At 41.5% G+C, this 14,744-nt stretch carries 15 protein-coding genes; all 15 read left to right on the top strand.

The window, feature by feature from the left end:
* Positions 1-7: 7 nt before the first annotated feature.
* The 15 genes from spoIIIAF to recN all read left to right on the top strand — a co-directional run bounded on the left by spoIIIAF (position 8) and on the right by recN (position 14,734).
* Entirely contained in the window at positions 8-616 is a 609-nt protein-coding gene (spoIIIAF, locus tag ABIE66_RS17970) for a stage III sporulation protein AF (protein ID WP_370015778.1), read from the top strand.
* Positions 617-623: 7 nt separating this feature from the next.
* On the top strand, positions 624-1,292 hold the full coding sequence (spoIIIAG, locus tag ABIE66_RS17965) for a stage III sporulation protein AG (protein WP_289325706.1): 669 nt from the start codon (positions 624-626) through the stop codon (positions 1,290-1,292).
* A 14-nt stretch (positions 1,293-1,306) separates the two neighbouring features.
* Entirely contained in the window at positions 1,307-1,912 is a 606-nt protein-coding gene (locus ABIE66_RS17960) for a SpoIIIAH-like family protein (protein WP_370015776.1), read from the top strand.
* 624 nt (positions 1,913-2,536) lie between these two features.
* A complete protein-coding gene (gene accB, locus ABIE66_RS17955; RefSeq protein WP_289325704.1) occupies positions 2,537-3,028 on the top strand; it encodes an acetyl-CoA carboxylase biotin carboxyl carrier protein in 492 nt (163 codons plus the stop codon).
* Between the two features lie 14 nt (positions 3,029-3,042).
* Positions 3,043-4,395, top strand: coding sequence for an acetyl-CoA carboxylase biotin carboxylase subunit (gene accC, locus ABIE66_RS17950; protein WP_289325703.1), 1,353 nt, complete (start codon positions 3,043-3,045; stop codon positions 4,393-4,395).
* Positions 4,396-4,432: 37 nt separating this feature from the next.
* Entirely contained in the window at positions 4,433-4,837 is a 405-nt protein-coding gene (locus tag ABIE66_RS17945) for an Asp23/Gls24 family envelope stress response protein (RefSeq protein WP_222620245.1), read from the top strand.
* Between the two features lie 451 nt (positions 4,838-5,288).
* Positions 5,289-5,681 (top strand): transcription antitermination factor NusB, encoded by a 393-nt coding sequence (gene nusB, locus ABIE66_RS17940; protein WP_289315707.1) that lies wholly within the window; start codon positions 5,289-5,291, stop codon positions 5,679-5,681.
* Between the two features lie 71 nt (positions 5,682-5,752).
* Positions 5,753-6,628, top strand: coding sequence for a bifunctional methylenetetrahydrofolate dehydrogenase/methenyltetrahydrofolate cyclohydrolase FolD (gene folD / locus ABIE66_RS17935; protein WP_289315708.1), 876 nt, complete (start codon positions 5,753-5,755; stop codon positions 6,626-6,628).
* 148 nt (positions 6,629-6,776) lie between these two features.
* Positions 6,777-8,129 carry an exodeoxyribonuclease VII large subunit gene (gene xseA, locus ABIE66_RS17930; protein ID WP_370015773.1) on the top strand — a complete coding sequence of 451 codons (1,353 nt, stop codon included), beginning with the start codon at positions 6,777-6,779 and terminating at the stop codon, positions 8,127-8,129.
* Positions 8,126-8,359, top strand: coding sequence for an exodeoxyribonuclease VII small subunit (locus ABIE66_RS17925; RefSeq protein WP_064463276.1), 234 nt, complete (start codon positions 8,126-8,128; stop codon positions 8,357-8,359). The genes xseA and ABIE66_RS17925 overlap by 4 nt, the downstream gene beginning before the upstream one ends.
* Before the next feature lies 1 nt (position 8,360).
* A complete protein-coding gene (locus ABIE66_RS17920) occupies positions 8,361-9,254 on the top strand; it encodes a polyprenyl synthetase family protein (RefSeq protein ID WP_370015770.1) in 894 nt (297 codons plus the stop codon).
* A 250-nt stretch (positions 9,255-9,504) separates the two neighbouring features.
* Complete coding sequence (gene dxs / locus ABIE66_RS17915) at positions 9,505-11,397, top strand: 1-deoxy-D-xylulose-5-phosphate synthase (protein WP_289327349.1); 1,893 nt, start codon at positions 9,505-9,507, stop codon at positions 11,395-11,397.
* A 4-nt stretch (positions 11,398-11,401) separates the two neighbouring features.
* Positions 11,402-12,229 carry a TlyA family RNA methyltransferase gene (locus ABIE66_RS17910; RefSeq protein WP_289325698.1) on the top strand — a complete coding sequence of 276 codons (828 nt, stop codon included), beginning with the start codon at positions 11,402-11,404 and terminating at the stop codon, positions 12,227-12,229.
* A gap of 317 nt (positions 12,230-12,546) precedes the next feature.
* Complete coding sequence (gene ahrC / locus ABIE66_RS17905; protein WP_061144401.1) at positions 12,547-12,996, top strand: transcriptional regulator AhrC/ArgR; 450 nt, start codon at positions 12,547-12,549, stop codon at positions 12,994-12,996.
* 22 nt (positions 12,997-13,018) lie between these two features.
* Entirely contained in the window at positions 13,019-14,734 is a 1,716-nt protein-coding gene (gene recN, locus ABIE66_RS17900; RefSeq protein ID WP_289315714.1) for a DNA repair protein RecN, read from the top strand.
* The last annotated feature ends 10 nt before the right edge of the window (positions 14,735-14,744 follow it).

Genomic DNA, 14,744 nt, shown 5'->3' with positions numbered 1-14,744 from the left:
GGGCTTGGTGAGTTTTTTAGCTGGCTGGGTATCCAACATCATCATATTTGTATTGCTGGCTACTGTGATCGATATGCTTCTACCGAATTCGGCTTTACAGAAGTATGCCAAAATGGTAATCGGACTTTTACTGATTGCGATCATCATCACTCCTATATTGGGATTATTCAATAAGGACTTCGACGAAATCCTCTCTGCGGCTACAAGTGAATTTGAAGATCAGAAAAAAAAAGATTTAGGAAATTTGACAGAAATGAAGAAAAAAGAAATACAAGCTACCCAGGGTGCATATATTTTAAAACAAATGGCTGTTGACTTACAGGCAGAAGTGGAAGAGGAGCTGATGGTGGACTATAACATGAAGATTAGTTCAATTGAAGTAGGAGTCAAGAATGAGGAAAAGCCGGGCGTTGATGATTTGCAAAACATAACCATATCATTGGAAAAGGCAGAGGGGAAAGAAGACTCGGAGATAGAGGCAGTAGCGAAGGTTGATATCAATGCAGATAGATCTTCCACTCCGAATGATGCCAATCTGGATGCTGTCAAAAGGTTTCTGGCAACAAGTTGGTCCGTTGATGAAGAGATCATTGAAATCGCCGGGGAAAGGAAGTGACTGAGTATTGAACAAAGACAAAGGTCCATTATCCTGGCTGCAAAAACTATTAAATAAAGACCCTGACCAAAAAGAGCCTAAGGAAAAAAAACCTTCCCTGTATGTCTATGCTCTAATAGTTGTCCTTTTGGGAGCGGGAATTATGATGGCCGGGAACTTGTTAACCACCAACCAGACGGGACAAACACCTGAAGTGAAGACGGTATTCAATAATGATAAACAAGATGACGAAGGGGATGTTGAAACATTCGGCCAGAAGAAATCCGAATTCAAGACGACAAAAGACTATGAAATATATCTTCAGAATGAAATGAAGGAAGCGCTTGAATCCATCGCAGGCGTCCAGGATGTAAAAGTCGTAATCTACGTGGATGCATCCGAGAAAAAAGTATATGAAAGAAACAAAGTCACCCAAAAACAAGTCACAGAAGAAACCGACCAGGAAGGCGGCAAAAGGACGGTCGAAGACACATCGGTTGATGAACAGCTCGTTTTGGTCAAAAGCGGTGAAAAAGAAGGGCCGATCATTTCGGAAACGAAAAAACCTAGTGTACGAGGCGTCCTGGTAGTCGCTAAAGGGGCTGAAAACATCCAAATAAAGAAGTGGATCATCGAGGCTGTCACACGTTCACTTGATGTACCGAGTCACAGGGTTTCTGTCATGCCTAAAAAATAAGGGGGAAAATCTACATGTTATTAAAAAAACAAACCGTTTGGTTATTGACTATGCTAAGTCTGGTCGTTGTACTTTCAGTCTATTATTTAACAGCTCCTGAGGAAAATGCTGCCGATATGACGGCAACTGAAGAAATGGAACAGGCAGAAAATAAAACAGAAAGTAAAACAGAAAGTAAAACAGATAGCAAAGCGGATACCAAAGGGGAAAATAAAAGTGAAAAAGAAACGTCCAAAAATACAGAAGGTTCTTCTGTAACCATTGCATCAGGGGACGAGTTCGAATCGTTAAGGATGCAGATTGAAGATGAACGGGCTAAGCTGAATGAAGAATTGACTGCAAAGATGGGCAATACAGATCTATCCGCTGAAGAACGAGATGAGGCTTATGCGAAAATCGAGCAATTAAGTGAAACGAAAGTAAAAGAAAATATCATCGAAAACTTAATTGTAGCCATGGATTACAATGCCGCACTGGTCCGGGTGGACGGAACGGATGTAAAGGTGAGTGTCAAGGCCGATAAACAAACGAAAACAGAGGCCAATAACATTATCCGCCTCGTAAGGAAAGAAGTCAGCGATGCACAAAATGTAGTGGTAGATTTCCAACCGGAAAAGTAATCTCAGATACAGAAATAAGGGCTGATACACAACAGTTCATAATCGTAAAAATTTGAAAGTCCCCCTTAAATAAAAAAAGGGAGGCTTTTTTATTATTATTTTTTCACTAACATACAACCGGGAAACTTTAGAGAAAAAGTTTTTTTATGTAAATTGATACCAGGAACTCAAACAGAAATGGGTATTATGATCATCCGTAATATTCTAGAAAAGTAATTTAGATGGAGATTAATGCAGGTTTCAAAGTGGGAATTAGCAGAATTCAAGTGGAAACGCTAAGGGTGCCCGGTTGAAAAATATTCACAATATTATAATAAAGGTGTAATATAAAAGCATGGATAACAAGTTGCAACTAATCTATCATTGAATTTGTATAAGCTAATATTGTATGATGTTAGAAGCTGGTCATAAACTTTTCAATTCTCTAATGGGAACAATATTTTGAGAAAATGAAATATCTGTTATAATACAGATGGAGGGTGTATTCAGTTTATACGCTTTCGGATGGAGAAGGCGGCTACATTGTGCAGAATTGGACAAAGTAGGATAAGCTAAGGGTAAAAGGTTACATAAAATATTATTGCCTCACAAACTCATATTAAATTAGACAAGGGGTGCCACAAAATGAAAGTGCAAGAAATTCGTGAAATTATTAAGCTAGTCGATCAATCAAATATCAGTGAATTCGTTTTTGAAAATGAAGGAACGAAAATTAAATTGAAAAAAACTGAAACGGGTACAGTATTACAGCCATCAGCTGCTCAAGAAGTTGTTCAAGCCAATGCAGAGGTCAAGCCCGTAGCTGCTCCTGTCCCTGTAGCGCCAAAAGCTGTTGAACCTGCAAAACCGGCTGCTGCCGTCACTGAACAGGAAAATTTACATAAAATCACTTCTCCGATGGTGGGTACATTCTACCAATCTCCTGCACCGGATTCACCTGCATACGTAAAAGCAGGCGATAAAGTAACAGGGGATTCCATTGTTTGCATCGTGGAGGCCATGAAACTTTTCAATGAAATTGAGGCCGAAGTAAGCGGTGAAATCGTTGAAGTCCTTGTAAAAGAAGGTCAACTTGTAGAATATGGACAACCATTATTTTTAGTAAAGCCGGAATGAGGAGCTGTTTCTAAATGATTAAAAAGGTATTAATTGCCAATCGTGGGGAAATTGCTGTCCGAATCATCCGGGCATGCAAGGAATTAGGAATCGAGACTGTAGCGGTCTATTCAGAAGCGGATAAAGAAGCATTACATGTTCAAATTGCTGATGAAGCATATTGCATCGGTCCTAAATTATCAAAAGACAGTTATTTAAATACAACGAACATAATCAGTACAGCCAAGAAAACGGGATCCGATGCGATTCACCCTGGATATGGATTCCTTGCTGAAAATGCGGACTTTGCTGAGCTATGCCGTGAATGTAATATCATTTTCATCGGTCCTAGCCCAGAAGCCATCAATAAAATGGGAACGAAGGACGTAGCAAGGGAAACCATGCGTAAAGCTGGTGTGCCGATCGTTCCAGGTTCCAAAGGCATAATTAAAGATACGGATGATGGTGTAGCCCTCGCTAATGAAATGGGCTATCCAGTCATCATCAAAGCTACTGCCGGTGGGGGCGGTAAAGGTATCCGGGTCGCAAGGACCGAAGAAGAACTCATTAAAGGCATAAACATCACGCAACAGGAAGCCGCGACGGCATTTGGGAATCCAGGCGTGTATATTGAAAAGTTCATCGAGGACTTCCGGCACGTTGAAATTCAAGTCATGGCAGATAATCATGGCAACGCCATTCATTTAGGTGAGCGTGATTGTACGGTTCAGCGACGTTTGCAAAAACTTGTTGAGGAAACTCCATCTCCGGCCCTGGATGGTGAAACACGGGCGGATATGGGGCAGGCTGCAGTTACGGCTGCTCTTGCCGTAAACTATTCAGGTGCCGGTACAGTTGAATTTATTTATGACTATGTGAATAGAAAATACTACTTTATGGAAATGAATACACGTATCCAGGTCGAACACCCAGTTACAGAAATGGTAACGGGCGTCGATTTGATTAAAGAACAGATCAAAGTTGCTTCAGGTGACAAACTATCACTTTCACAAGAAGATGTCACGTTTAACGGATGGTCCATCGAATGCCGGATCAATGCGGAAAATCCAGAAAAGAATTTTATGCCTTCAGCAGGTAAGATTCACATGTATTTACCGCCAGGTGGCTACGGAGTACGTGTGGATTCTGCGGCATACCCTGGGTACTCGATACCTCCGTATTACGATTCCATGATCGCTAAATTGATTGTCCACGCACCAACGAGAGACGAGGCGATTGAGAAGATGAAACGCGCTTTAGGTGAGTTTGTCATTGAAGGGATCAGCACGACAATTCCTTTCCATATTAAGTTACTTCAGCATGAACAATTTGTTTCCGGAGAATTTAATACCAAATTCCTTGAAATATATGATGTAATGAACTCATAATGTAAAGGAAGACAGGAGGTGCTTTTGAATGAGTGAAATGGAAGGCCAATTACTCGAAATGAATGATTATAATAGTGGTTTGGGCAAAGTTGAAATTGCGCCTGAGGTGATTGAGGTGATTGCGGGTATCGCTGCATCGGAAGTTGAAGGTGTTGCACATATGCGCGGGAATTTCGCTACAGGTGTAGTTGAAAAGCTTGGTAAAAAGAACCACGGTAAAGGTGTTAAAGTTGACTTAACGGGAGAATCCATCAAAGTCGAACTTTATTGTGTCATGAAGTTTGGTGTCTCAATTCCGAAAGTTGCTCAGGAAGTGCAAGATAACATTCGTGAAGCCTTGTTGAACATGACCGCTATCGACGCGGGCGAAGTGAACATTCATGTAGTGGGCATTGCGTTTGAAAACGCTAAACAAGAAGCGGATTACGAACAAGAAGTGTAAGTTGGCTTCATTCGATTCACACCTGCAAAAACCCGGCAAAAAGCCGGGTTTTTGTTTTTTTGAATTCTTGACTCAATGATACCCTGCTTTTGGAGCCCGCTAATAATATTACGTTAAATGAACATAATAAGGCGGTATCTGGAAGTTTCCCTTTAATTCAAGGGTGATTTCTGTTAGAGTGTAAAAGGTGAAATATGAGCATGAAAGCTAGGCAAGAGCTTTTTGACACTTTCAAAAAGTATATGACTGTGTTGGCCGTTTAACTGGAAATGAATCTTGAGATGTTGTCTTGAATCAAGATGTTTGAGTCTTTTGGCCTTAATTCAAGTGGGATTCAGCTTAATTTATAAAAAATGAAGCGAAAATCTTAATATTTTTGAAAAAATGTTATTAAATGTTCGTTTGTTCTAGCGTTTTCATATATAATAGTAGATGTTAAAGGAGTAAGATTATGAAAAGAAGAGTAGCCCGTGAAAAATCCCTTCAAGCACTATATCAGATAGATATTGCCAAGTCGAATGCAGAAGAAGCAATGGAAAGCGTACTGGATGGTGCTCCTACTGATGAATATTTCAAGAAATTAGTAATGGGGATAACGGAAAATCGTGAACAACTTGATGGAATGATCAGGGACAATTTAGAGAATTGGACGTTGGAAAGACTGGCGAACATTGATCGGAATTTACTGCGAATCGCGGTTTATGAAATGGTTCACAGTGAAGATGTTCCTGTAAGTGTTGCAATGAATGAAGCTATTGAAATTGCTAAGAAATTCGGTGATGATCAATCGAGCAGCTTTGTAAATGCCGTTTTATCCAAAGTTAAGGTAAAAAGCGGCAGCTAAGGCTGCAGCCTTTAACCAGGGGATTCTCTCAGCAATTTCTTTAGCAAAATTATCTTGGGAGGAATATACACATGTCAGCTCAAATCATTAATGGTAAAGAAATTGCGGAGGCAGTTAGGCAAGAAATCAGTAAGGAAGTTCAACAATTACGGGAAAAAAATATCGTTCCGGGTTTGGCTGTAATCCTTGTGGGGGACAACCAAGCATCGCAAACCTATGTACGCAATAAGCAAAAGGCGTGTGAAGATCTGGGCATGCATTCTGTATTGATTAAAAAGCCTGCGGGACTCTCTCAGGAGGAATTAATTCAGAGCATTGATGAATTAAACCAGGATGACAGCATTCATGGTATATTGGTGCAGCTGCCGTTACCTGGACATATTCAGGAAAAAGCGATCATTGAAGCGATTTCCCCCGAGAAGGATGTAGATGGATTCCATCCCATTAATATTGGGCGGATGATGACTGGGCAGGATGCTTATTTACCTTGTACGCCATACGGGGTGATGGTAATGCTTGAGTATATCGACTATGACCTTGAAGGTAAGCATGTTGTTATCGTAGGAAGAAGTAATATCGTGGGAAAACCGGCCGGACAAATGTTTCTAAATGCGAATGCAACCGTCACATACTGTCATTCAAAGACAAAGGACCTTGCGTATTATACAAAGCAAGCTGATGTCGTTGTGGCAGCTGTCGGCAAGAGGGACACGATCACGAGTGACCATATTAAAGAAGGTGCTGTCGTCATTGACGTCGGAATGAACAGGAATGATGAAGGGAAGCTTTGCGGTGATGTGGCGTTTGATGAAGTGAAAACCAAGGCTTCATACATTACACCTGTTCCTAAAGGCGTTGGTCCCATGACGATTACGATGCTTATGAAGAATACGGTTAAATCTGCTCAAAAAACACTTGAACAGAATAAGCAAGCCTTAAAAAGCTAAAAAAACGTTAAATTATTTTAAAGAAGCGGACCTCTTGTTTTATAATAACGGGAGACCGCTTTTTTTCATTCATAGATTAAGCGAGTTTTAAGTAAAACCTATAAGTGAGTTTTCTTTAAATCCGATTTCCATCGGAAGGAGACATTATATGAGCAACCAACAATATTTGAGTGTATCGGCTTTAACGAAATACATCAAAAGGAAGTTCGATGCCGATCCCCATTTGCGAAATGTATACATAAAAGGCGAAATTTCAAATTTTAAACAACATACAAGCGGACATATGTATTTTACTCTAAAGGACGAGAAGGCCCGACTCCTCTCCGTTATGTTTGCCGCCAATAACAAAGGGATGAAATTCCTGCCTGAAAATGGAATGAAGGTACTTGTTAAGGGCGATATTTCATTATATGAGGCAGGCGGACAGTATCAGCTTTATGTGAAAAGCATGGCCCCTGATGGTGTCGGGGATTTGTATCTTGCTTATGAACAGCTGAAGAAAAAGCTGGAGGCGGCAGGTTTGTTTTTGGCCGAGCATAAGAAACAGATTCCACAATACCCTAAGTCTGTAGGAGTCATAACATCACCGACCGGAGCTGCACTAAGAGATATCCTGATCACCATCAAGCGGAGATATCCAATTGCCAGAGTCATCGTTTACCCAGCACTAGTCCAAGGGAATAATGCCGCTAAATCGATTGCCAAGGCAATTTCCATGGCTAACGCTAGGGCGGAAAGCGATGTACTCATTGTCGGAAGGGGCGGCGGGTCGATCGAGGAGCTATGGGCCTTTAATGAGGAGATAGTGGCTGAGTCAATCTATGATTCTGATATACCGATAATTTCTGCTGTCGGTCACGAAACCGATTTTACAATTGCTGATTTTGTCGCGGATATGCGGGCTCCTACACCGACTGGTGCAGCAGAGTTAGCGGTTCCCCACCTTAATGAAATACTTGAACGCCTGATGAACCGTAAGAATCGCTTGACCCGCTCCATTCGTGAAGTGGTGAATTTCGAACGAACCCGTTTGACCAGGATGGAGAGATCTTATGCTTTCCGTTATCCACATAAAATGTATGAACAGAAGCTCGAACAGCTAGACAAGACGGTGGACAGGCTAGGGAGGACCGGCACGCGGTATTTCATGAAAAAGAGGGATGAGCTGAATCAGTTGAACGATATTCTGAAAAAGCAGCATCCTGAACAAGCGGTGCAAAATTCCAAAGATGAATTGCGGCAGCATGCAAAAGTATTGCGGAGGGCAATGGAAGCCATTTATCGGCAAAAATCACAGCAGTTCGTTCATATTACAGCCACTTTGTCTGCCCTCAGTCCATTAAAAATCATGGAACGGGGCTATGGATTGGTTTTTGCTGAGGATGAGACGTTAGTGAAAAGTACACAGCAAGTATCCAGAGGGGATAAGATAGCCGTTTCCATTAAAGATGGAACACTTGAATGTGAAATTAAAGAAATAAAGGAGCGAATAGAACCATGACAAAAAAACAGGAAGCCACTTTTGAAGAAGCAATGGAGAATCTTGAGAAAATTGTAGAACAGTTGGAAGAAGGCGATGTGCCCTTAGAGGAAGCCATCTCCATATATAAACAAGGAATGGATTTATCCAGGCTTTGTCATTCAAAGCTTAAGGCGGTTGAAGATCAGTTGACTCAAATTTTGCGCGAAGATGGGGAACTCGAAAACTTCACTGTACAGGAGGAAGAATAACATGGGTACGGTGTCCTTTGATATGTTTTCTAAAGAATATAAGGCGATTATAGAACGGGAAATCGTTGAATATGTCAATAAGCTTAATGCTCCTGCTGTGGTCAAAGAAGCCATGATCTATTCATTGGAGGCAGGCGGTAAACGGATTCGCCCTTTATTGGTCTTTGCGGTTCTGGAGGCCTTTGGAAAAAACTTGAGGATGGGGATACCTGCAGCTGCTGCCATTGAAATGATTCATACATATTCTTTGATTCATGATGATCTTCCAGCGATGGATGATGATGATCTCCGCCGCGGAAAACCGACGAACCATAAAGTGTTCGGTGAGGCGGTAGCAGTACTGGCAGGTGATGCCCTCCTTACATATAGCTTTCAATTGGTGACGGATATGAACAATCCAGATGTGACGGCTGAAATGAAGCTGAACCTTGTAAGTGAAATTGCTAAGTCTGCCGGTGCCGAAGGGATGGTTGGAGGTCAAGTTGCCGATATGGAAGGTGAAAATAAACAGTTGACCCTTCAGGAATTGGAGTATATCCATGAACATAAAACAGGGAAGTTATTGACTGCAAGCATCCTTTCCGGTGCTATATTAGCCGGTGCGAATGAAGAACAGCGACTCCATTTACGTGACTTTGCATACCACCTGGGGCTTGCTTTTCAGATTCGGGATGATATTCTGGATATTGAAGGGTCAGTCGAGTTGATCGGCAAGCCGGTTGGCAGTGATGAGGGAAATCATAAAAGCACATATCCTTCTTTACTTTCGCTTCAAGGGGCAAAGGAAAAGTTGAACCATCATATTGAACTTGCTCATGCCGCTTTGGGAAAAACAACCTTACAAACGGGTTTGTTGAATGAACTAACCGATTTAATAGCGAACCGTAATCATTGATTGTGGCTAAATTTGTTATCAATTGAGGTTTTATGGTATACTCATTGTGCAAAAATATGCGAAAATCAAAATGGATTTTTTAATTGAGTTACGTGATAAAATAGGTATATTAAGCCGCCGAAATCACCTGGGTGTTGGCGGCTATTTTTTAACTTAAAACCAATTTTTCGGTCAAGTCTTCCATATAGCCCTCTTTATGAGGCTTTGTTTATGCTAACAACCGAAAATGACAGAAAGTGAGTGGTCCTGTTTGGATCTTCTATCTATAAAAGACCCTTCTTTTTTGAAGAAGATGAATAATGAAGAACTAGTCGAGTTAAGTGTGGAAATACGTAAATTCCTTGTGGAAAAATTATCGGTGACCGGTGGGCATATCGGTCCCAATTTAGGTGTAGTCGAGTTGACTATAGCCTTGCATAAAGAATTCGACAGTCCGAATGATAAAATATTATGGGATGTCGGTCACCAATCCTATGTGCATAAAATCCTGACTGGCAGAGCAGGGGAGTTCAATACCTTAAAGAAATATAAAGGTCTTTGCGGCTTTCCTAAAATGATTGAAAGCCCCCATGATGTTTGGGAAACCGGTCACAGTTCGACTTCCCTTTCAGCTGCAATGGGAATGGCCGCTGCCCGTGATATAAAAGGTGAAAAAAGTTTCATTTTGCCTGTAATCGGTGACGGGGCCCTAACAGGCGGAATGGCACTTGAAGCATTGAATCATATCGGTGATGAAAAAAAGGACATGATCGTTATCCTGAATGATAATGAAATGTCGATAGCGCCTAATGTGGGGGCTTTGCACACGATATTGGGAAGATTGCGGACCGCAGGTAAATATAACTGGGCAAAAGATGAATTGGAGTTACTTTTGAAAAAAATTCCTGCAGTCGGTGGTAAGCTTGCAGCTACCGCTGAACGCTTGAAGGATAGCATGAAGTACTTATTGGTCTCAGGAATCTTTTTCGAAGAACTCGGTTTCACATACCTTGGACCAGTCGATGGTCATAATTATGAAGAGTTGCTGGAGAATTTAAGATATGCCAAGAAAACGAAGGGACCCGTACTGCTACATGTCATCACGAAAAAAGGCAAAGGCTATTCACCTGCCGAGTTGGATACAACAGGAAATTGGCATGGGACAGGCCCCTACAAGATAGAGACAGGCGATTTCGTGAAATCCACTAGTAAAGCTCCTGCATGGAGTGCCCTTGTAAGCGATACTGTCAGCAGGCTCGCCCGTGAAGATGAACGGATTGTCGCGATTACACCTGCAATGCCCGTAGGTTCGAAATTAGTGGGGTTTTCCCGAGAGTTCCCAGAGCGTTTCTATGATGTAGGGATTGCCGAGCAGCATGCTGCAACTTTTGCAGCTGGATTGGCAACGCAAAAAATGAAACCGTTCCTGGCCATTTATTCAACCTTCCTGCAAAGGGCTTATGACCAGGTGGTCCATGATATCTGCCGACAGAATTTGAACGTATTCATAGGAATCGATCGTGCCGGATTGGTTGGTTCCGATGGTGAAACGCATCAAGGCGTTTTCGATATTGCATTCTTACGGCACATTCCTAATATGGTGTTGATGATGCCGAAAGATGAAAACGAAGGCCAGCATATGGTCAATACGGCCTTAAGCTATAATGATGGTCCAATCGCTATGCGATTCCCTCGTGGGAATGGTTGGGGTGTTGTGATGGATGCTGAATTACAGCAGATTCCAATCGGTTCGTGGGAAGTTCTTAAAGAAGGAACGGATGCTGCCATCTTAACGTTCGGTACCACCATTCCAATGGCCCTTGAAGCGGCAGAACTGCTAGAGAAAGAGGATTATTCAGTTAAGGTGATCAATGCCCGGTTCATTAAGCCTTTGGATGAGAACATGCTAAGCAGCCTACTTGGTGAAAAAATGCCTATCTTGACAATAGAAGAAGCGGTTCTTCAAGGTGGTTTTGGCAGTTCTGTACTAGAATATGCTCATGACCAAGGGTTTTATGGGGCAATTATAGATCGAATGGGAATACCTGATTATTTCATTGAACATGGCAGTGTCGATGAACTTCTTGAAGAGATCGGTTTAACGACTGAAACAGCCATCAAAAAGATTAAAATGATAACACCCAAAAAAGAAAAAAGGGCCTGACAATATGAAAGTGATGAAAGAAAGAGTAGATGTATTACTTGTAGAACAAGGCTTGGCAGATACACGAGAAAAAGCAAAGCGTATGGTTATGGCTGGTCTTGTCTACGCGAATGAAGAGAGGTACGAAAAACCCGGGGAAAAAGTACCGGTTGATCTCGAATTTACTATTAAAGGAAAAGTCATGCCTTACGTTTCAAGAGGCGGACTTAAACTTGAGAAGGCTTTAAAGGAATTCGATTTACAAGTGAACGGAAAAATCCTGCTTGATATCGGATCATCAACAGGAGGGTTCACGGATTGTGCCTTGCAAAATGGTGCCACAATGTCTTATGCCCTTGATGTAGGATATAATCAACTTGCCTGGAAGCTTAGGCAGGATGAACGGGTGAAAGTAATGGAACGGACGAATTTCCGTTACGTTACACCCGCCGATCTCGATGGGGAGATGCCTAACTTTGCAAGCATTGATGTTTCTTTCATCTCCCTAACGTTAATTTTACCGGTGCTGAAGACCTTGCTCGTTCCGAATAGCGACGTCGTTGCCTTAGTTAAACCGCAATTCGAAGCTGGGAAGGATCAGGTGGGTAAAAAAGGGATTGTTCGTGATCCCAAAATCCATAAACTAGTGTTGGATAAGATCATTTCTTTTGCTAAAAAGGAAGGCTACGATATTAAGGATGCCTCATTCTCACCGATTACCGGCGGTGATGGAAATATTGAATTTTTACTTCATTTATACTGGCAAGGGTCAAAGGAAGATGGAGCGATATTGCTTTCGAAAACGGTTGATGACATCGTTGGGGAAGCCCATGCGCAATTTAAAAAAGAATAGCAAGAACTTGTACGGCTCCTTTGGCTGAATGGTTGGCTAAAGGAGCTTTTTAACTTGAAATGGTGTTGAAATGCACTTGAATCATTTAAGTCTGGATACATAAAATAGGTAAGAATAAAAAATAGACTTGTTATGCATTTTAGAGAAAAAGTTGTACAATTGCATAAAAATCCGATAACATTAATTTTAGCCACTTTCTAGAGCGGCCTATTTGCACGTACGGATGTTACCGAAGCAATCCCATATTGGGAGCTTCCTTAAGTATGATATCGATTGCCAATAAAATGAGCAACAGATGAGAAGAGGTGCTACTACTTATGAATAAAGGACAACGACATATAAAAATAAGGGACATTATAACTAATAACGATATTGAAACCCAGGATGAGCTGGTTGAAGAACTGAAATTAGCTGGATACAATGTAACTCAAGCAACTGTTTCAAGGGATATTAAAGAGCTTCACCTAGTTAAGGTCCCTTTAACGGATGGAAGGTATAAATACAGCCTGCCAGCCGACCAACGTTTCAATCCACTTCAAAAATTAAAGAGAATCCTGGTTGATGCATTTGTACGTATTGACGCAGCCAATAATTTACTGGTTATGAAGATGCTCCCGGGTAATGCCCAGGCAATTTGTGCATTGATTGATAATTTGAATTGGCAAGAGATACTCGGGACGATTGGCGGCGATGATACTTGTTTAATTATCTGCCGTTCTGAGGAAGATGCAAAGATCATTTCCGGCAAATTCTTGGACATGCTCTAATAATTTTGTGAGGTGACCTAGTTTGTTAACAGAACTATCGATTAGGAATTTTGCGATCATAGAAAGCCTGTCCGTTTCATTTGAGAAAGGCTTGACTGTCTTGACCGGAGAAACAGGGGCAGGGAAATCAATCATTATAGATGCCGTTCATCTTTTGGTTGGGGGACGTGGTTCGGCAGAATTCATTCGGCATGGTGAGTCCAAGGCCGAAATAGAGGGATTATTTCAAATTGAAGATGAAAAACACCCGGTATTTGCCAAAGCAGAAGAATTTGGACTGGATATGAATGATGGGATGGCCATTCTTCGAAGGGATATTTCACAGAGCGGCAAAAGCGTTTGCAGAGTAAATGGAAAACTTGTAACGATTGCCATTTTACGCGAGATAGGAAGGACATTGATAGATATTCATGGTCAGCATGAACATCAGGAATTAATGGATGAACGACTCCATCTTCCTCTGCTGGATCAATTCGGCGGTGAAAAAATCGCCTCTGCACTCACGGAATACCAAAAGCTCTATAAACGTTATGAAACCGCTTCAAAACAATTGAATGGTTTGAGCCAAAATGAACAGCAAATGGTCCACCGTCTTGATTTGATCCAATTTCAATTCGATGAAATTCAAAAAGCTGATTTGAAACTACGTGAAGATGAAGAATTAATGGAAGAGCGAAAGAAAATTAATAATTTCGAAAAAATTCATGAAGCGCTGCAAACCAGTTATAATGCTTTAAATGGAGAGCAGCATGCAATTGATTGGCTTTCCGTAGCCATGAATAACCTGGAAGAAGCCGCAGGCCTTGATGAAGGTTTAAAAAACAGCTCCGAAACCGTTTCAAATAGTTACTTCCTGCTTGAAGAGGCAGTGTCAAACATCCGGGATCAATTAGACTCTTTGGACTATGATACAGAGCGTGTCGAATTCATTGAAAGCCGCCTTAATGAAATAAATCAATTAAAACGTAAATACGGGCGGACCATCGAGGAAATCCTGGAATATGGTGCAGGCATAGAAGAGGAAGTCGAAAAGCTGCAAAATAGGGAAACGCATATAGCGAAGCTTGAAAAGGAAATGAAATCCATCAAGGCCGATTTAATTGTTGAAGCAAAGAATCTGTCTGAACTTCGTCAGACATTCGCTCAGCAGTTAACCAAAAAGATCCATCAGGAATTAAAAGATTTATACATGGAAAAGACCATTTTTGAACCACATTTCCTTCAAACGGCTTATACTTTCGATGAGTTGTCAGATAGGGGCATTAATCAGTCGGGGCTAGATTCGATGGAATTTTATATTTCCACAAATCCAGGTGAACCGTTAAAACCTCTATCTAAAATCGCATCGGGTGGAGAACTCTCGAGGATCATGCTGGCTTTGAAAAGCATTTTCTCCAAGCACCAAGGCATAACGTCCATTATATTTGATGAAGTGGACACCGGTGTGAGCGGACGGGTTGCACAATCCATTGCTGAAAAGATCTATAAAGTGGCAACGGGATCTCAAGTACTGTGCATATCCCATTTACCACAAGTGGCAGCTATGGCGGATACTCACTTATTCATAGCGAAAAATGTAAGGGCCGGACGCACGAATACCTCGGTAAAGCCTTTAATTGAAACGGAAAAGATAAAAGAAATTGGCAGGATGATTTCTGGAGTCGAGATTACGGATTTGACGAAGCAGCATGCCAATGAATTAATCCAGCTGGCAAAAAGGTTGAAAATCACATCTTGATGGACAGGTA

The sequence above is a fragment of the Peribacillus sp. B2I2 genome (genome assembly GCF_041261685.1).
In the GTDB taxonomy this organism is placed as follows: domain Bacteria; phylum Bacillota; class Bacilli; order Bacillales; family DSM-1321; genus Peribacillus.
The sequence above is the reverse complement of the archived record's forward strand: the minus strand, read 5'-3'. Positions and strand labels throughout refer to the sequence as shown.

Coding starts and splice junctions, on each gene's coding strand:
- ABIE66_RS17960 (WP_370015776.1), top strand. CDS start 1,307: ATGTTATTAAAAAAACAAACCGTTTGGTTATTGACTATGCTAAGTCTG.
- accB (WP_289325704.1), top strand. CDS start 2,537: ATGAAAGTGCAAGAAATTCGTGAAATTATTAAGCTAGTCGATCAATCA.
- accC (WP_289325703.1), top strand. CDS start 3,043: ATGATTAAAAAGGTATTAATTGCCAATCGTGGGGAAATTGCTGTCCGA.
- ABIE66_RS17945 (WP_222620245.1), top strand. CDS start 4,433: ATGGAAGGCCAATTACTCGAAATGAATGATTATAATAGTGGTTTGGGC.
- nusB (WP_289315707.1), top strand. CDS start 5,289: ATGAAAAGAAGAGTAGCCCGTGAAAAATCCCTTCAAGCACTATATCAG.
- folD (WP_289315708.1), top strand. CDS start 5,753: ATGTCAGCTCAAATCATTAATGGTAAAGAAATTGCGGAGGCAGTTAGG.
- xseA (WP_370015773.1), top strand. CDS start 6,777: ATGAGCAACCAACAATATTTGAGTGTATCGGCTTTAACGAAATACATC.
- ABIE66_RS17925 (WP_064463276.1), top strand. CDS start 8,126: ATGACAAAAAAACAGGAAGCCACTTTTGAAGAAGCAATGGAGAATCTT.
- ABIE66_RS17920 (WP_370015770.1), top strand. CDS start 8,361: ATGGGTACGGTGTCCTTTGATATGTTTTCTAAAGAATATAAGGCGATT.
- ABIE66_RS17910 (WP_289325698.1), top strand. CDS start 11,402: ATGAAAGTGATGAAAGAAAGAGTAGATGTATTACTTGTAGAACAAGGC.
- ahrC (WP_061144401.1), top strand. CDS start 12,547: ATGAATAAAGGACAACGACATATAAAAATAAGGGACATTATAACTAAT.